Below are 15,959 nucleotides of genomic sequence, written 5' to 3'. Positions count from 1 at the left end.
CGCGAGCTCAAGAACTAAAGCATGTCGTCCAGGCTCCAATGGTTGTTCCATCGTGCGTCGATTTCGTCATTGACGTTCTGGTACCTGATGTCGGTGGAGAGGCGCAGCCGCTGTCTCCTGTCCTGATTGGTCGTCGACGCATGGATCATGAAGGGCGAGTGGAGCATGATGTCTCCCGCTTCGTAGTCCGCGGCCAACCAGCGCGTATTGAAACGCTCCGCCATGTCGGGCAGGTCTTTTGAAACCCATCCGCCTTCCGTCATGTTTCGATTGTAGGCGCTGATGCGCTCCTCGGGGCTCAGATCCCCGTTCTGTTCGTTGAATTCGCGCTCCATCTTGAGGCCGATCGCGTGCGATCCTTCGAGATAGACCAGGCCGCCCATTTCGACGGGAATGTCGCCAAGGGGAATCCATGTGGTCACGACCCGGCTCGTGCCGCCGCGGAGATAGACGAGATCGTAGTGCGCCGGCGTCGCGGTTGCCGTGCCCGGTCGGACATGGCGCATGATCTTGCGCTTATGCAAATAAGAGATGCCCGACAGGAATTCGTCCATGAAACGCGCCATGCGTGGCTGCGCGCAGAAGCCTTCATACGCGACCGACCGGACCAGGGACATGAGATAACGGTCCACCGCCCTGTTGTCCGGCACGGTCGCGGCTGCGATCCCGTCGCGCGGATCCGTTCCCTGCGCGATCAACCCAACGCTGGCCAGATGGCCGAAAACCCAGCCACGGAAATCGATGACGTCGTTGCGCGGCAAAAAGCCCTTCAGCCATACGTAGCCGTTCTCTTCGTAAAGACGGCGGATCGCCTCGACACCGATCGCCGGATCAGTCGGCGTCAGATACCCGAACCGATCCGGGGCCGTCGACAGGATCTTTCCGTTAGCAGTAAGGGCAGGCCTCTCCTCGCTGGATTGCGTCGTCTGTGCGGAAATCGACATTTCACTCGTCCGATGCTTGCGTTGATAGTGCCCAGAATGTAGCGGATAAGGACACTCTCCTACATAGAGGAAAGCCATACTGGACTTTTCGCTCAGATGAAAACAACCGAAGCAGTCTATCGATCCCCTCTCGCAGCAGCCGGCGGCCTTGCAGTCACCGGCAGTGGAAAACAGCAAGTGACGCACGCGGTCAGGGATCGGAAGCTGCCAAGTTATGCTGTCGTCCTGGTGGAGCACGGCCAGGGCTTTCTCGAAACCGGTGCCGGCGGCCGGCAGACCGTGGAGGGACCGGCGCTTTTCTGGCTTTTCCCGGGCCGACAGCATTCATATGGGCCGGATGCTTCAGGCTGGAGCGAGCGGTGGGCGCTTTTCGAAGGTTCACTCGTGCGCGACTTCGTGCGACTGCGGCTCATCAGCGAACAGGCCCCGATCGTGGCCCTGCGCAATCTCGACCGGGTGCAGCGCCTCTTCGCCAATCTCCACGCCGATCTGCTCGACGATACGAACCTCGCCAGAGCCTCCGCCGCCGCAATTCTTCACCAGATCGTCGTGTCGGCAGCCCGGCAGGCAAGCCAGGCGACACCTTCACGCCATGATGGATCTGATATCGCCGCAATCGTCGAAGCGCTGCGCAAAAGAGCCATGCAGCCGCTCGACATGACCGCATTCGCCGCCGAGCATGGAATGTCGGCTGCCACGCTGCGCAGAAAGGTCACGGCAGAAATAGGACTGTCGCCAAAGGGTTTCCAGCTTCGGGTACGCATGGATCACGCCAAGGAGCTGCTGGCGACGACGGACGACAAGATCGAGATCATTGCCGCCGGGGTCGGGATCGGCGACCCCTTCTATTTCTCGCGGCTGTTTCATGAGCGCGAAGGCTGCACGCCGCGCGAATTCCGAGCACGCTACAAGAGGACTTGAAGCGTCAATCAAAACGATTGGCGAGGACCGCGGGTCGGCATGCGGGCTTCGCTAGTTCGTGTACATATAATAAGTCTATCTTAGAAGATAATCTTTACAGTTTACCTTCCTATATGGTATGGGATGCGTATGGTTGATCAATCGGACAAACCTCACATGGCGGTTGCCGCTGCCCTCGCACAGGATCTCCGGGGCATTGCGAGCAAGCTCAAGCGCCGGCTGCGCGAACAGGCTGATGTCGGAGACCTGACGCCGACGCAGATATCTGTGCTTCTGCGCCTCGATAAGGACGGTCCAGCGACGACATCTAACCTCGCGCGCGCCGAAGGCATGCGGCCACAGTCGATGGGCGCGGTCATCAGTGCGCTGGAGGCGGCCGGGCTAGTTCATGGCGTACCGGACCCGGCGGACGGACGACAAACCATCTTGTCGCTCACCGACACCTGCCTTCGAATGATTCAGGAGGGCCGTGCCGCGCGGCAGGATTGGCTGCATCGCACGATCGAAGCGCGACTTTCCCGGGAGGAGCAAGAACAACTCCAGGCATCCCTTGAGCTGCTGCGGCGTCTCGTCGACGACTGACAATTGACATCAACGCTCCTCCCCCAAAATCTGCGAACAATCCGAAAAAGGAAATCCCATGGCGCTGACCGCGCTTGACGCAAAGACCGCCCTTATCGTTGTCGATCTCCAGAAGGGCATCATCGGCTCGCCCTTCATCCATCCCATCGGCCCGGTCGTGGACCGGACGGTCGAGCTGATCGGCGCATTCCGCAAGCATCGGCTTCCCATCGTGCTCGTTAATGTTGCCGGCGTGGCGCCCGGCCGCACGGAACAGCAACGACGACATGCGAGCGTCCTTTCCGAGGACTTCACCGATTTCATTCCGCAGATCGATCGACAGCCCGATGACATCGTCGTGACAAAGCGGACATGGGGGGCCTTTGCCAATACCGATCTGGATGAGCAGTTGAAGTCGCTGGGCGTCACACAGGTCGTCATCACCGGCGTCGCGACCGGCACGGGCGTCGAGTCAACAGCTCGACAGGCCTACGAGCAGGGCTTCAATGTGACACTTGCCATCGACGCCGTGACGGACGCGCGCGCCGAGGCGCACGAATACAGCATCAACCAGATCTTCCCGCGGCTCGGCGAGACCGGCACTGCCCATGACGTCATGCAACTGCTTGCAAGCCGGAGCGAATAATATGTCGATCTCTCATCTCATATCCTATTTCTTCGGCGGCGCTTTCCTGATGAACGCTGTGCCGCACGTCGTCAGCGGCGTCATGGGCAAGCCGTTCCAAACCCCTTTCGCCAAACCGAGGGGAGAAGGACACTCGTCCTCGACCACGAACGTGGTCTGGGGCTTCTTCAATCTTGTCATTGCCTATCTGCTCCTCGTCCATGTCGGCGATTTCGCACTCGCTGATGCGGGAGATGCCGCCGCTGCTGGCGTGGGCGCCTTCCTGCTCGCAGTGATGATGGCGTGGCATTTTGGTCGTTTCAACGGCGGCAATACGCCCAGCCGTCCATGAAGAAGAGCCCGTTTGCCGCCACCTTCCGGTCGATGCGGCATTTTAACTATCGCGTCTGGGCTGCGGGCTCGCTGGTCTCGAATATCGGCACCTGGGTTCAGCGCACCGCGCAGGATTGGCTGGTTTTTGCAGAACTCACCCATCACGATGCCTCGGCCGTCGGCACCGTCATGGCGCTGCAGTTCGCACCGCAGCTCCTGCTGTTGCCCTGGACGGGATATGCGGCGGATCATTTCAACCAGCGCAAGCTGCTCATCGCCACCCAGGCCACGATGGGCGGCCTCTCCCTGGCGCTCGGCGCTCTGACCGTCCTCGGCATCGTGCAGCTGTGGCACGTCTACATTTTCTCCTTCCTGTTCGGCAGCGCGGCTGCCCTCGATGCTCCCGTTCGCCAGACCTTCGTCGCCGAACTCGTCGGCGACGAGGACCTGCCAAATGCGGTTGCGCTCAATTCGACCTCCTTCAACGCCGCGCGCATGGTCGGTCCGGCTATCTCCGGCATTGTCATCGCGGCGATCGGCACCGGCTGGGCCTTCCTGATCAACGGCGTGTCCTTCGTCGCGGTGCTTGCCTCGCTCGCCTTCCTGCGCGTCGACCAATTGCGCTCGAATGCCAGGGTGAGCCGCGCCAGGGGAAACTTCGTCGAAGGGCTCCGCTACGTCTGGAGCCGGACCGACCTCAGGGCGATGTTGCTCATGCTGTTTCTGATCGGAACCTTCGGCCTGAATTTCCCGATCTTCATATCCGCGATGGCGGTCGGCATCTTCCACGCCGATGCTGCGGGATACGGCCTTCTGTCATCGATCATGGCGATCGGAACGATTACCGGCGCCCTCCTGAACGCCGGCCGTGACAAGCTGCGCTTTCAGGGCCTTCCCGTCGGCGCCGGCGTTTTCGGGATCGGCTGCACGTTGGCAGCGTTTGCCCCCGGCTATTGGCCGTTTGCCGCCGCTCTCGTCGTCATCGGCGTTGCGGCGCTGACCTTCACCAATACCACGAACAGCCTCATGCAGCTTTCAACAGCGCCCGCCATGCGCGGAAGAGTGATGGCGCTGCGCGTCAGCATTGCACTCGGGGGTACGCCGATCGGCGCACCGATCGTCGGCTGGGTAGCCGATCATTGCGGCCCCCGCTGGGCGCTCGGCATCGGGGCCGCTTCGGGCTTTGCCGCCGCTCTCGTCGGACTTTACGCCATGATGCGACAAGCGCATCGCGAGCGGGCGTATGACGACATGCAGCCAACGCCAGATCGGCCAAATTTTCGACAGTAGCGATGAAAGATCGCCATCTACGCCGACGCGAGCTTGGTTATACGCCTCTCGATCACGGCCGCGCAAAGCGCCGCCAGCAATGCGAGCGATGCCGTTGCCAGCATTGTTCCGAGAAGCACATGGGTTGCGCCCGAACGATCGAGCAACAGACCGGCAACAGAGGCTATGAGCGCTCCACCGGCGATCCTCATTGCGGTGGCCAGCCCCATGGCGGTGCCGGAGAGATCGGCACGTATGGACAGCACGCTGGCGTTGGCCGCGGGCATGGTCAGGCCGTTGCCTATGCCGATGAACATGCAAGGCCCAAAGAATGCAAGGACATGCGTCGTGCCCAACATCGACAGAACGAAGCCGATCAGCAACCCCGTGCAGGTCAAGAGGCGTGCGACGATAAGCGTGGTGCTCAGCGCGTAGCGAGAGGCATGGCGGCCGGTCAAATAGCTGCCAAGGATAAAGCCGGCCGGGGTCATGCCCATGTAAAACCCAAGTTCCGCACCGGATGCACCAAGGGTTTTGGCGACAACCAGTGGTGCCCCTCCCAGAAAGATATAGAATATCCCCATGGAGCACGCCATACACGCGGTATAGGCCCAGAAGCGCGCCGAGCTTGCGAGCTTCCCATAGGCGGCGAGGTAGTTGCCGTGCGGTCTCATGGAACGCGTAGCCGTTTCCCTTACGTCGCGCATGGACAATGCAAGGACAGCCGCGCCGAGGACCGCCAGAACGAAGAAGCACGCCCGCCATCCGAACAGCTCGTCCAGCAATCCACCCAGCATCGGACCGAGCATCGGCGCGATCGCCCAGCCCATCGCAAGGTAACCGAACCTGCTTGCGGCTTTGCGATCGCTCGATGTTTCCCGGATGATGACCAGGGCGATGGAAAAGCAGGCATCGATGGATGCCTGCATCGCCCGAAATACAAGGAATACGCCAATATTGCCGGCAAGCGCGCAGCCGACAGACGCGACGATGAAGATGGAGACCGCGATCAATACGACAGGTCTGCGTCCATACCGATCGGACGCCGCGCCTGCGAGGAGCGCTATCAGAGCGGTCACGATCGCATAGCCTGCGACCGAAAGATTAACGAGAGAGCGATCCGCCTGGAACTCAGTAGCGATATTCGGCAGCGACGGCAAGATCATGTTTACCGGCAGTACAGCAAGCGCCGAAAGCAAGATGAGGGTCGTCAGTCGCGGCGGAGCGGCAGCCGGGGTCTTATCCGTTTCCCCGGTGGTATGCATGCGCGAAGTCTCAATGGAATGATTGCCCGTCATGGCTATGTCCGTCTTGTCAGTGGAGGAGCGTGAAATCTGACGAGGCGCGGCCCGAACTGCGGGCATAAAAAAAGGCCCCGTCAGGAGCCTGCTTACCGCGCATGGGTGCTTTCGCCGGATGGTTACACCATCCTGCCCATGCGCCCTCTTACCACGACAAGAACCATTGCGATCTTCATGACGCCACAGCTAACCAGAAATCCGCACGTCGTCAATGTACGATCCACGGTGGCTGCCTTTCCGGTCGTTCGTATCAGGCAATGACGGTCTCTGATGAAACACGATCTTCCGATCGGTGCCATTTCTGCCCAGATCGGATTCGCTCCCCATGGGGGACACTCGACTTCATTCGCAGCCCATTGTCTGCACTAGCTCCCGCAACTTTATCCTTCAGCCGATACTTCCGGCTCGTAGCTTGCCATCATGTAGATGACCGTCGCAACGATCGCTATCAGGAACAGGACGCTGGTATAGACCGTACCGAAGCCGAGACCCCCGTATTCCGCAGGCTGCGACAGATAATCCCCCAAGGAGGCTCCGAGCGGCCTCGTGAAAATGTAAGCCAGCCAGAATCCCAGGATGGCGTTGAGCTTGAAGCCGAAATAGGCCACCGCGATCGCGGCGATCACCCCGGCAAAGATAAGACCGGTCATTACGTAACCGAACCCGAACACTTCCGCGATCAGGTCGCCCACCGCAGTTCCCAGCGCGAAGGTCAGGAGAATGGTCAGCCAATAGAATTCTTCGCGCCGCGCGGTGTAGATCGAGTGGATCGACAGGGTTCCCTCCACCTTCCACCAGACGAAGAAGGTTGCAGCGAGGGCGATACTGAAGCCGATCGTCGAAGCCTCCAGCGGCACGCCGAGATTGTCGGAGAGATTATCGGTGACGAGCGTCCCGACCACGCTGATCAGGACCACGGCGATCCAATAGACCCAGGGGACATAACGCTCCTGCTGAAACTGAAGGGCAAGCGAAGCGACAAGCACCGCAGCCATGATCAGTGATGTCACCGCGAGGCCAAGTCCCATATTGACCGTGAGATAATCCGCCGCGGTCTCGCCCATCGTAACCGCCAGAAGCTTGATCAGCCAGAAGTCAATCGTAACGCGCGGAACCCTGTTCAGCGGCCGCTCCGGGCTTGCTAAAAATTGCTGTGTCATCTTGTTCTTGCCTCACCAACGGAATTACTTCGTCATCAGCTTCATCGCGTCCTCAAGGAAGCCATCAGCCCGCTTGTCGTCGTCGGCATTGCAGCGTTCGATCGCCTTTGCCTCGAGCGCATCGACTTTGGTCTTGTCATCACCGCTGAGCTTTGCGGTCGACTTCGCCGCACGCATTTCCTTGAGCACATCCTCACACGGACGGGCCGCTGCGGCGTGAGCGGCAACAGGCAGCGTGACAAGCGCAGCCAGAACGAAAAGATTGAGAAGTGGTGCGGCTTTGAACGTCTTCATGGGATGGCTCCATTTTGCGGCTGCATGGCCGTCGAGGTTGATCGGCCGACCGCACCCACTGTGCCGTCGGCGCCATCCGTTCTACGGAGGCGCCTATACGCCCTCTTTGCCCAGACAATACGGTTTCGTAAGAAACGCTTCCTTGCCTCGCAGCCTTGCCTCCGCAGCCAATCTTACGGATTTGTAAGCACTCGTTCAGGCTGCTGACACCTTGGTGAGCCATGTTTGGCGTGTACCGCCGTCCAGGGAGCACTGCCGAACCATGAAAATTCTCGTCGTGGAAGACGATCAAAAGACCGCCGACTACATTTCGCGCGGCCTGGGAGAAGCCGGTCATGTATGCGACGTGATCCGCGACGGTACCGATGCGCTGTTCCAGGCCACGAGAGAGCACTACGATGTTCTCGTTGTCGATCGCATGATACCCGGACTGGATGGTCTTTCCCTGGTCAAGGCCGCCAGAGCGGCGAAGGTCAAGACCCCGGCGATGTTTCTAACGTCGATCAGCGGCGTCGACGACAGGGTCGAAGGGCTCGAGGCAGGCGGCGATGACTATCTGACCAAACCTTTTGCCTTTTCGGAATTCATCGCGCGACTGAATGCCCTGGCGCGCCGTCCGCCTGCGCAGGATCAGAAAACGATCCTGAAAATCGCGGACCTCGAGCTCGATGTCATCAAACGGCAGGTCACCCGTCGCGGTATGCCGATCGATCTTCAGCCGCGGGAATTCACGCTTCTGGAGGTTCTGATGCGTGGCGAAGGCAGGGTGCTCACGCGCACCATGCTGCTCGAACGGGTCTGGGATTTCCATTTCGACCCGAAGACGAGCGTTGTGGAAACGCATATCAGCCGCCTGCGGGCGAAGATAGACAAGCCGTTCGAGATCCAATTGCTTCATACCGTCCGCAACACGGGGTACTGCGTGCATGCGCCGCGATAGATTGCTGCGCAGCACGCCTTTCAGACTGGCTCTATCCTTCGGGCTTTTCTTTATCCTTGCCTTCCTGGCGACCGGCGTGATCGCCTACGGGCTCATGCAACGCGAACTGGCGCAGGCACTCGACCGGTCGGTCGGCGACACCTACTCCGTCGTGGCATCGACCTATTCGTCCAACGACCTCGAGGATCTCATCGCCGCCGTCGACACTTATTCATCCCTCAAGAATGCCGAGGACCAGGTCTTTCTTCTGTTGAGCGACAAAGGAGAGAAACTTGCGGGCAATGTTGGAGCATCACGAATTGAACCGGGGCTTACGACTGTTCCGGCGAGGGATTTCGGCCTGGGTGGCGACGACCCCGTGAGAGTGATGGTCGGCAAGGTCGGTGGCAACTCTCTTGTCGTCGGTCAAAGCTATCGCGAGATCGACAATATCGAGCACATCGTGCTGGCAAGCTTCCTCTGGGCATCCGGCCTCATCGTCGCGATGGCGATTGTCGGAGGAGCAGGGCTTGCCAGACGAGCCGAACGACGATTGGAATCCATCGAACAGACAATGGTAGAGGTCTCGGCCGGCAATCTTGCGTGTCGAATCCCGACTAGCGGAAATGGTGACGACATCGATGTCGTATCCACTCATATGAACCATGCACTTGGCCGGCTTTCCGGTCTTGTGGAGGGCATGCGGCAGGTTAGCGCTGATATCGCGCATGATCTCAAGACGCCGCTCAATCGCCTTCGCATGACGATCGAGCACGCGTTGCTGCGGCAGGAGCGATCGGAAAGCGTCGAAGACTTGCTTCTCGATGCCCGGGAGGAAAGCGACAGGATCAATGCCACGTTCGAGGCGCTCCTGCGAATTTCGCAGATCGAAGCGGGAGCCAGGAAGACACGTTTCAAGGCGGTGGATCTGTGCAACATCATGTCTTCGGTCGCGGAAATCTACGCTGATGTCGCCGACGACAACGCGCAGAAACTGGAATACAAGCCGCTGGCATCAGGGCCATGTATCGTCCATGGCGACCGCGAGCTGCTGACCCAGCTCTTCGTCAACCTTGTCGAGAACGCGATCACGCATTGCCCGGCCGGAACCAGCATCCTGATGACGCTCGCCACGGCGGGTCGATGCTACCGCGCCTGCGTCTCTGACAATGGGCCGGGTATCCCGGTCGACGAACGCGAACTGGTATTCAGGCGCCTCTACCGTCTCGACAAGAGCCGCACGACACCCGGAAGCGGATTGGGATTGAGCCTGGTAAAGGCGATCGCAGATCTGCATTCGACGCCCATTGCGCTTGAGGACGGCAGGCCTGGGCTCCAGGCCTGCCTTTCTTTTCCCAGGGTCTGAGAATCGCTCGCCGCTTCCGCCCTATTTGGCCGGATGGACCTGCGAGGCAAGAGCGAGGCCGGATTTCTGCACGGTGTATTTCACCGAAACGCGCTCGCCGACCTTGAAGGTTTCAACTTCGATGTTTTCGGGCAGATTGATGGTCGTGCCCGTGGACAGGGTGATCTGATCCGCCTTGGCATCGACGTTGGTGATCGTTCCCGTCTCGTCGCGGGCCAATGCGGCCCCTGCCGCCAATCCGGCAACAGAGACGATACCGATCGCAACTAACTTTCTGAACATGCTTTGCTCCTTCGTCATGGACATGGGTTTACGGCTCCTGCGAGCCGATATGACCCTATCGTCCAATCCTGCCACCCACTTTGCCGAAACCTTACGGATTGGCATGGTTGCGGCGTCGCTGCACGCCCTTCGGGCGAGCAGCGGGTAAACACCACAATGAAGATAGTTTAGGGATGGGTCGTGAACGCGAGCGACCGCATCATCTCATGCGGCTTCGTGATCCCCACGAGCGGCGTCCAGTCGTCCCTTGCCGATCGCCGTCACGCGGCATTCGCCTGCTCCACACGATTTCTCCCGCCGGCCTTCGCGCGATAAAGCGCCTTGTCGGCAGCCTCCAGGACATGTTTGAAGTCGGTGGCGGGTTCATCTGAACACGCAACGCCGATGCTTACGGTGACATTGATAGTATTGTTATCGAACGTCAGAACCGTCGTTTCGATATCCGTGCGGATCTTTTCGGCAACGGCAGCAGCAGCCCTTGTGTCGGTGTTCGGCAAAAGGACGACAATCTCCTCGCCGCCGTAGCGGGCAGCGATATCGGTCTTTCGCACGGTCTGCCGTATCACGTCCGCCACTCGGGCAAGGACCGTGTCGCCAAAGGAATGCCCCCAGCTGTCGTTGATCTTCTTGAAGTGATCGATATCGAGCATGATGATCGAAAAGGGAATGCGCCGGGTTCCCGCTTCCCTGCTGCAGCGATCGCCTTCACGCTGCAGCACGCGGCGATTTGGCAGCCTTGTCAGCGGATCGACGCTGGCTTCGTTCTCGAGCACGCGTTGAATGCCGATACGATACCACTCCCGCTCAAGCAGATCCGACAGCAGGAGAACGCCGAGGAAATTGGTCGCCATCGCCGGAAGCGTCGCCGAAACGAAGAGCTGATGCGCGAGCGGCGAAGGCAGGAAGGCCAGAACAATGAGCGATGCACCGGTCGCCAAGCCAAACAAGGCCGACCGTTTCCAGCCCGTCCCGATCCATTGGCGCGGCAGCAGCGTCAAGACATATCCGGTGGTCGCAACGGCCAGGATGCCCGCCACGCCGCCGACGGCTCCGATACCGCCGGCTGCGAAACGAAACAAGGCCATCATGATCACCGCCACCACAGTACCGATCGGACCGCCATAGATCGGCGTAAGAACGAGCAGAACCGAGCGGCCGTCCTGAAAGACGCCAGGCATCCAACGAATGGGATCGCTCATCGACAGGATGCCGCCCACGCCAAACAGCAGCCCGACAGCGACGGATTTCAAAACGCCGCGTTCGACCGTCCGGATGACCCAGGAAAAGGCATAGACAATGACGGCCACTTGGCCCAGGACACGCACGAAAGAGGCAAAATGGGATTCGATTTCCACAATATTGATTTCCAGCCAAAACTGACTTGCCCGCTATCTATGTTTCCGGTCTGGCACGGTGGTCAAGCTTCGCGTTCACTTCCTCCTGACATTAGTTTCAGCGGTGGATTCGCATGGGCCATGGAATGCACGGCGACCGCGGCTGTGCTTCAGAACAAATCGCAACTTCAACGACATGGCCACCTCGACGGCAATCAGCCGGGAAGTGATAGCTCCTCCTCGCCTTCGATCAGCCTGAGGCTACGCCGCAGGCTCTGCGGCGGTTGGCCAAAGAAGCGAAGGAATGCTCGACGCATGCGGTCGCGATCGGCAAAACCAGTATCGCGCGCCACGATATCCATGGAGTGACGGCCTTCTTCCAGCATGATCTTGGCCGCCTCCAGCCTCAGCCGTTCGACGGCCTTGGCGGGCGACTGGCCGGTTTCCTCGCGAAAGATGCGGCTGAACTGACGCGCGCTGAGGCTCGCCGCCTCGGCCAGTTCCTCGACCGTCAGGGGATTGCGGAGATGCTCCTTGGCATGGACCAGGGCACGACGAACCCGATCCGAGCGCGGCTCCAGCTCCAGCAGGGCCGAGAACTGCGACTGCCCGCCGGGACGCCGATGATAAACAACCAGTTTTCGGGCGATCGCGCGGGCAAGCTCTGCCCCGTGGTCGTCTTCGATCAGTGCCAGTGTCAGATCGATGGCGGAGCTCATGCCGGCCGAGGTCCAGATATTGCCATCGGCGATGAAGATCCGGTCCTCATCCACCTTGATCGAGGGGAAGCGCTCCTGGAGAGTACGGGCATGTATCCAGTGCGTGGTGGCTGCCCTGCCGTCGAGAAGGCCGGCCTCCGCCAGAAGGAAAGCGCCGGTACATACGCCGGCGACACGTCGCGACTCCCGGCCCGCAGCCGCAATGTAATTCCGAAGAGCCGCGGTGATGGGACGAGGCACCATTTCCCCGATCACTATGAGCGTGTCGGGAAAGCCGTCCAGCGCGTGTGTCTCGATCCCTATACCGAGTGAAGAACGGATCGTACCCCCCTTCTCCGACATGACGCTCAACCGATAGGCTTCGTGGCCGAGATCGGCATTGGCAAATTCGAATGCCGTCAGCGCCGCCATCCCCATCACTTGAAACCCATCTTCCATGATGAAGCCGATCTGTCTCATGCGCATCTCCAAACGTTTGTCTGCTTTTGCTGGTTATATGACATTTGAGACATTGCCGTCCAGCGTTATCATCCTGTCATTCTTCAAAACAGAAACCCTTCGAAACAGGACAAGGACAGTACAATGACCACCTCCCATGGAACCGTTCTCATCACCGGCGCATCGTCCGGCATCGGCGCCGTCTATGCCGACAGATTTGCAGCACGCGGCCACGATCTCATCCTCGTCGCACGCAACACGCAAAAGCTCGACGCCGTCGCCGACAGGCTTACCCGCCAGTACGGGGTAAAGGTTCGTACGATCGTCGCCGATCTGACCGATGGCGCTCAGCGCGAGCAAGTCGAAGCGACCCTGAAAACGGACGGTACGATCACCCACCTCGTCAACAATGCCGGCTTCGGCAGCGCCGCCCCGCTCGCCTCGGCATCGATCGACGACATGCAGGGGTTGATCGACATCAACGTCACGGCGCTGATGCGATTGACCTATGCCGCCGTGCCGGGGTTCGTTGCACGTGGCAAAGGCACCATTATCAATATCTCCTCCATTGTCGCCATTGCGCCGGAATTGCTCAACGGCGTTTACGGAGGGGCAAAGGCATTCGTATTGTCCTTCAGCCACTCCCTGCGCAAGGAACTCAAAGACACCGGCGTCCATGTGCAGGTCGTAATGCCCGGCGCAACGGCGACGGAATTCTGGGACGTTGCCGGCCTGCCGTCCAGCAACTTGCCGAGCGAGTGGGTCATGTCGACTGAGGATCTCGTCGACAGCGCGCTTGTAGGCCTCGACCGGGCCGAGTTTGCAACGATTCCTTCACTGATGGACGCGGCGGAATACGATGCCTGGGAAGCCGCACGACAGGTTATGTTGCCGCATCTTTCAAACGCTGTTCAGGCCGAGCGCTACCGGTCAGCCCGATAAGGCTGACTTGGGTGGAGCGGCCCGTTGAGAAGCGCCGAATAACACCATGGCGCTTCAATACCGGGCTCACTCCTTCTGAATGAACTGGACAGGTTGGCATCTGGATTTCCGTGCCAACCTGGACTGCCTATTTGGTCAGGACGACATGGGTCGCATGAGCAGTTGCGACATGCTCGCTCACGCGGAAGCCGAGAGCAGGCAGGTCAATTCCCTCGAACATCGCCTCACCCTTGCCAAGCACGACTGGCGAGATCGCGAAATGGACCTCGTCAATCAGACCGGCATTCAGATATTGGCGCACTGTGCTGACGCCGCCGCCGATCTTCACATCCCTGCCACCGGCAGCAGCTTTTGCTTGCACAAGCGCCTCTTCAATGCCGCCAGTGATGAAATGGAACGTCGTGCCACCCTCCATCTCGATGGATGGCCGAGGATAATGCGTCAGGATGTAAGTCGGGGTATGGTATGGAGGATTGTTTCCCCACCATCCCTTCCAGCCATCATCCGGCCATTCGCCGCGGATCGGGCCAAACATGTTTCGGCCAAGTATGAAGGCGCCGAAATTGGCCATTCCCCGCGCGGCATAGTCATCGTCCACATCGGTCGAGCCCTCTTCCTTCCCGAACATCTGCTGGAACGTGCGCGTGCGCAAAAACCAGCTATGGAGCTCCATTCCGCGTTTGCCCAGCGGATCGTTGAGACTCTGCTCAGGTCCCGCACCGAAACCATCAACGGAGAGGGAAAATGCTGCAACTCGCACCTTGCTCATGACGTCCTCCATCTGATTGCTTTTTTAGAACTGGTTACGGTGTGGCATATCTGATATCATAACACAACCGGTTTTATTATTGAGACAGTTTTTCGGAACTTCGGATACCCTCCTCGTTTCTGATGTTTTCGACATCAAAGCCGTTGCTCGGAAGAGCATAGGAACCGCTGCAGTGCTTGCTCAACACATGACGCACGGTAAACACGCGGCGCCTCACTTACGGTCGTTCACGCTCGCTCCGTAACGCAGGCCATCGATGAGGAGCGCTACCATCCGCCGCGCGTGATCAGGCCCGACATTATGGGCTGGCGTGCAGAGCCGCGCGACCGCATGCAAGAGGTCATTCGGCTCAACCCCGGAACGTATTTCGCCCGCCGCAGCGGCGGCATCCAGCAATGATTCCAGCGCTGGACGGAGCCGCTTGTCGAAATAGGCCGGCAAGGCTTCGTAGGCCGGATCGCCGGAATGAAGTGCAGCTGCCAATCCACGCTTGGCTGAGATGAAGTCGACAAAGCGCTGCATCCACCGCGCCAGCGCTTCGCCGGGATCGTGCTCTCCGGCCAACACGGATGCCGCGTCCGCGCAAGCATCGATCTCGCGACGCAAGACCGCCTTGATGAGGTCGGATCGCTGCGGAAAGTGGCGATAGACCGTGCCGACGCCGACGCCGGCCGTCTTTGCGATTTCCCGCACCGGAGCATCCACTCCGGAGGTCGCGAACACTGCCATGGCCGCCCGTAGCAGCCCGTCGAGGTTGCGCTGGGCGTCGGCGCGTACGCGCCGATCTGTCGAGCTCACCGGCTCCAAGACATCATCCCGCTCGTCGATTTTATCGCTCATGCATTTTTCCATTTGCTAAACGGAACATTGTTCCGTATAAACCGGAATAGCGTTCCGTTTATCTTTTTAACACAGGGCGGCGGCGCTTGCCACAGATCGTTGCGCCAAAGGAGAATGATTATGCAGGACAAACCCGTCGCCCTGATCACCGGGGCCAACCAAGGGATCGGTCTTGAAATCGCCAGGGAACTTGCGGCTAACGGCTACACCGTGCTCGTCGGGTCGCGAAACCTCGAGCGTGGAGAAGAAGCTGCGAACGGCATCGGAGCGGATGCCCGTGCCCTCCAGCTCGACGTCACCGATCAGGCCTCCATCGCCGCAGCAGCGGAGCGCATACGCATCGAGTTCAACCGTCTCGACCTGCTTGTCAACAACGCGGCCATCTCGCATGCGGGAAAGCCGGGCAGATCGCTCGCCGATATGCTGCAGTCGAGCCGTGCGAGCGTTGCGTCACTCGACGAGGTGCGCGCTGTTTTCGAGACGAATGTGTTCGGTGTCATTGCCGTTACGCAGGCGATGCTTCCATTCCTGCGCGAAGCGCCGGCGGGACGCATCGTCAACGTAACGAGCGGCGTCGGCTCGCTGACGTTGAACGCGGATCCGAACTTTCCATATCGCTCGGGGTTCGGCGTCGTTTACGCCGCCTCGAAGACAGCCCTCAACGCGGTCACGCTTTCCTTCGCAATCGAACTCGAGTCGACAAACATCAAGGTCAATGCCGCGAGCCCGGGTTTCACCGCCACGGCCCTCAACAATTTCGAGGGCATCGAGACGGTCGAACAGGGTGCCCGCAACCCCGTGCGCGTCGCCCTCGACGTGAACGGTCCGACGGGCACGTTCACGAGCGCGGACGGCCCGCTCCCGTGGTGATGCACGCTCAAGCACGGGAAATCTAACGCAGCAAGTGGGCACTGGCCCCGATCACTGAACAGAAGAAGGAAT

Annotated in this window: 18 protein-coding genes; 9 read left to right on the top strand and 9 right to left on the bottom strand. The window is 59.9% G+C overall.

Annotated features, from left to right (window positions below):
- Window positions 1-14: 14 nt before the first annotated feature.
- Window positions 15-944 carry a phytanoyl-CoA dioxygenase family protein gene (locus tag JTP94_RS16265; RefSeq protein ID WP_204851525.1) on the bottom strand — a complete coding sequence of 310 codons (930 nt, stop codon included), beginning with the start codon at window positions 942-944 and terminating at the stop codon, window positions 15-17.
- A 96-nt stretch (window positions 945-1,040) separates the two neighbouring features.
- Here JTP94_RS16265 and JTP94_RS16260 point away from each other — a divergent pair, with 96 nt between their 5' ends.
- The 5 genes from JTP94_RS16260 (at window position 1,041) to JTP94_RS16240 (ending at window position 4,674) form a co-directional block, all read left to right on the top strand.
- Window positions 1,041-1,865 carry an AraC family transcriptional regulator gene (locus tag JTP94_RS16260; protein WP_204851524.1) on the top strand — a complete coding sequence of 275 codons (825 nt, stop codon included), beginning with the start codon at window positions 1,041-1,043 and terminating at the stop codon, window positions 1,863-1,865.
- Between the two features lie 123 nt (window positions 1,866-1,988).
- A complete protein-coding gene (locus JTP94_RS16255; protein WP_204851523.1) occupies window positions 1,989-2,447 on the top strand; it encodes a MarR family winged helix-turn-helix transcriptional regulator in 459 nt (152 codons plus the stop codon).
- Between the two features lie 58 nt (window positions 2,448-2,505).
- The gene (locus JTP94_RS16250) at window positions 2,506-3,072 is read left to right on the top strand and encodes an isochorismatase family protein (protein ID WP_204851522.1); all 567 of its coding nucleotides are present in this window, start codon (window positions 2,506-2,508) and stop codon (window positions 3,070-3,072) included.
- 1 nt (window position 3,073) lies between these two features.
- Entirely contained in the window at window positions 3,074-3,403 is a 330-nt protein-coding gene (locus tag JTP94_RS16245) for a hypothetical protein (RefSeq protein ID WP_204851521.1), read from the top strand.
- Complete coding sequence (locus tag JTP94_RS16240; protein WP_204851520.1) at window positions 3,400-4,674, top strand: MFS transporter; 1,275 nt, start codon at window positions 3,400-3,402, stop codon at window positions 4,672-4,674. Before JTP94_RS16245 ends, JTP94_RS16240 begins: the two co-directional genes overlap by 4 nt.
- A 17-nt stretch (window positions 4,675-4,691) precedes the next feature.
- Here JTP94_RS16240 and JTP94_RS16235 read toward each other — a convergent pair whose 3' ends face one another.
- The 3 genes from JTP94_RS16235 to JTP94_RS16225 form a co-directional block, all read right to left on the bottom strand.
- Entirely contained in the window at window positions 4,692-5,951 is a 1,260-nt protein-coding gene (locus tag JTP94_RS16235; RefSeq protein ID WP_204851519.1) for a multidrug effflux MFS transporter, read from the bottom strand.
- A 383-nt stretch (window positions 5,952-6,334) separates the two neighbouring features.
- Window positions 6,335-7,114: a hypothetical protein gene (locus JTP94_RS16230; protein ID WP_204851518.1), complete on the bottom strand. Its 780-nt coding sequence runs from the start codon at window positions 7,112-7,114 to the stop codon at window positions 6,335-6,337.
- Between the two features lie 24 nt (window positions 7,115-7,138).
- Complete coding sequence (locus tag JTP94_RS16225) at window positions 7,139-7,408, bottom strand: hypothetical protein (protein WP_204851517.1); 270 nt, start codon at window positions 7,406-7,408, stop codon at window positions 7,139-7,141.
- 262 nt (window positions 7,409-7,670) lie between these two features.
- Between JTP94_RS16225 and JTP94_RS16220 the strand changes: the two genes are divergently transcribed.
- Together JTP94_RS16220 and JTP94_RS16215 are read left to right on the top strand one after the other, a co-directional pair.
- On the top strand, window positions 7,671-8,348 hold the full coding sequence (locus JTP94_RS16220; protein WP_204851516.1) for a winged helix-turn-helix domain-containing protein: 678 nt from the start codon (window positions 7,671-7,673) through the stop codon (window positions 8,346-8,348).
- Window positions 8,335-9,693: an ATP-binding protein gene (locus JTP94_RS16215; RefSeq protein WP_204851515.1), complete on the top strand. Its 1,359-nt coding sequence runs from the start codon at window positions 8,335-8,337 to the stop codon at window positions 9,691-9,693. Before JTP94_RS16220 ends, JTP94_RS16215 begins: the two co-directional genes overlap by 14 nt.
- Window positions 9,694-9,714: 21 nt before the next feature.
- Here the strand turns inward: JTP94_RS16215 and JTP94_RS16210 are convergent, their stop codons facing one another.
- The 3 genes from JTP94_RS16210 to JTP94_RS16200 all read right to left on the bottom strand — a co-directional run bounded on the left by JTP94_RS16210 (window position 9,715) and on the right by JTP94_RS16200 (window position 12,487).
- Window positions 9,715-9,975, bottom strand: coding sequence for a DUF1344 domain-containing protein (locus JTP94_RS16210; RefSeq protein WP_204851514.1), 261 nt, complete (start codon window positions 9,973-9,975; stop codon window positions 9,715-9,717).
- A gap of 260 nt (window positions 9,976-10,235) precedes the next feature.
- Window positions 10,236-11,330 carry a diguanylate cyclase gene (locus JTP94_RS16205; protein WP_204851513.1) on the bottom strand — a complete coding sequence of 365 codons (1,095 nt, stop codon included), beginning with the start codon at window positions 11,328-11,330 and terminating at the stop codon, window positions 10,236-10,238.
- A gap of 194 nt (window positions 11,331-11,524) precedes the next feature.
- Complete coding sequence (locus tag JTP94_RS16200) at window positions 11,525-12,487, bottom strand: GlxA family transcriptional regulator (protein ID WP_204851512.1); 963 nt, start codon at window positions 12,485-12,487, stop codon at window positions 11,525-11,527.
- Between the two features lie 123 nt (window positions 12,488-12,610).
- Here JTP94_RS16200 and JTP94_RS16195 point away from each other — a divergent pair, with 123 nt between their 5' ends.
- Window positions 12,611-13,408, top strand: a complete 798-nt coding sequence (locus JTP94_RS16195) for an SDR family oxidoreductase (RefSeq protein WP_204851511.1) — start codon at window positions 12,611-12,613, stop codon at window positions 13,406-13,408.
- Between the two features lie 127 nt (window positions 13,409-13,535).
- Here JTP94_RS16195 and JTP94_RS16190 read toward each other — a convergent pair whose 3' ends face one another.
- Complete coding sequence (locus tag JTP94_RS16190) at window positions 13,536-14,177, bottom strand: dihydrofolate reductase family protein (protein WP_204851510.1); 642 nt, start codon at window positions 14,175-14,177, stop codon at window positions 13,536-13,538.
- Window positions 14,178-14,390: 213 nt separating this feature from the next.
- Window positions 14,391-15,017, bottom strand: coding sequence for a TetR/AcrR family transcriptional regulator (locus tag JTP94_RS16185; RefSeq protein ID WP_204851509.1), 627 nt, complete (start codon window positions 15,015-15,017; stop codon window positions 14,391-14,393).
- A 120-nt stretch (window positions 15,018-15,137) separates the two neighbouring features.
- On the opposite strand from JTP94_RS16185, the gene JTP94_RS16180 reads away from it, so the two are divergent.
- Window positions 15,138-15,887, top strand: coding sequence for an SDR family oxidoreductase (locus JTP94_RS16180; RefSeq protein ID WP_204851508.1), 750 nt, complete (start codon window positions 15,138-15,140; stop codon window positions 15,885-15,887).
- Window positions 15,888-15,959: the final 72 nt, after the last annotated feature.

The organism is Martinezella lusitana (assembly GCF_016901135.1).
Lineage (GTDB): Bacteria > Pseudomonadota > Alphaproteobacteria > Rhizobiales > Rhizobiaceae > Rhizobium > Rhizobium lusitanum_D.
This window is presented reverse-complemented; position numbering and strand designations above follow the sequence as displayed.

Excerpts from the sequence above, each read along its gene's own strand:
- JTP94_RS16225 (WP_204851517.1), bottom strand. The coding sequence starts at position 7,408 with ATGAAGACGTTCAAAGCCGCACCACTTCTCAATCTTTTCGTTCTGGCT.
- JTP94_RS16255 (WP_204851523.1), top strand. The coding sequence starts at position 1,989 with ATGCGTATGGTTGATCAATCGGACAAACCTCACATGGCGGTTGCCGCT.
- JTP94_RS16245 (WP_204851521.1), top strand. The coding sequence starts at position 3,074 with ATGTCGATCTCTCATCTCATATCCTATTTCTTCGGCGGCGCTTTCCTG.
- JTP94_RS16215 (WP_204851515.1), top strand. The coding sequence starts at position 8,335 with ATGCGCCGCGATAGATTGCTGCGCAGCACGCCTTTCAGACTGGCTCTA.
- JTP94_RS16240 (WP_204851520.1), top strand. The coding sequence starts at position 3,400 with ATGAAGAAGAGCCCGTTTGCCGCCACCTTCCGGTCGATGCGGCATTTT.
- JTP94_RS16190 (WP_204851510.1), bottom strand. The coding sequence starts at position 14,177 with ATGAGCAAGGTGCGAGTTGCAGCATTTTCCCTCTCCGTTGATGGTTTC.
- JTP94_RS16195 (WP_204851511.1), top strand. The coding sequence starts at position 12,611 with ATGACCACCTCCCATGGAACCGTTCTCATCACCGGCGCATCGTCCGGC.
- JTP94_RS16220 (WP_204851516.1), top strand. The coding sequence starts at position 7,671 with ATGAAAATTCTCGTCGTGGAAGACGATCAAAAGACCGCCGACTACATT.
- JTP94_RS16180 (WP_204851508.1), top strand. The coding sequence starts at position 15,138 with ATGCAGGACAAACCCGTCGCCCTGATCACCGGGGCCAACCAAGGGATC.
- JTP94_RS16210 (WP_204851514.1), bottom strand. The coding sequence starts at position 9,975 with ATGTTCAGAAAGTTAGTTGCGATCGGTATCGTCTCTGTTGCCGGATTG.
- JTP94_RS16250 (WP_204851522.1), top strand. The coding sequence starts at position 2,506 with ATGGCGCTGACCGCGCTTGACGCAAAGACCGCCCTTATCGTTGTCGAT.
- JTP94_RS16265 (WP_204851525.1), bottom strand. The coding sequence starts at position 944 with ATGTCGATTTCCGCACAGACGACGCAATCCAGCGAGGAGAGGCCTGCC.
- JTP94_RS16200 (WP_204851512.1), bottom strand. The coding sequence starts at position 12,487 with ATGAGACAGATCGGCTTCATCATGGAAGATGGGTTTCAAGTGATGGGG.
- JTP94_RS16260 (WP_204851524.1), top strand. The coding sequence starts at position 1,041 with ATGAAAACAACCGAAGCAGTCTATCGATCCCCTCTCGCAGCAGCCGGC.
- JTP94_RS16230 (WP_204851518.1), bottom strand. The coding sequence starts at position 7,114 with ATGACACAGCAATTTTTAGCAAGCCCGGAGCGGCCGCTGAACAGGGTT.
- JTP94_RS16185 (WP_204851509.1), bottom strand. The coding sequence starts at position 15,017 with ATGAGCGATAAAATCGACGAGCGGGATGATGTCTTGGAGCCGGTGAGC.
- JTP94_RS16235 (WP_204851519.1), bottom strand. The coding sequence starts at position 5,951 with ATGACGGGCAATCATTCCATTGAGACTTCGCGCATGCATACCACCGGG.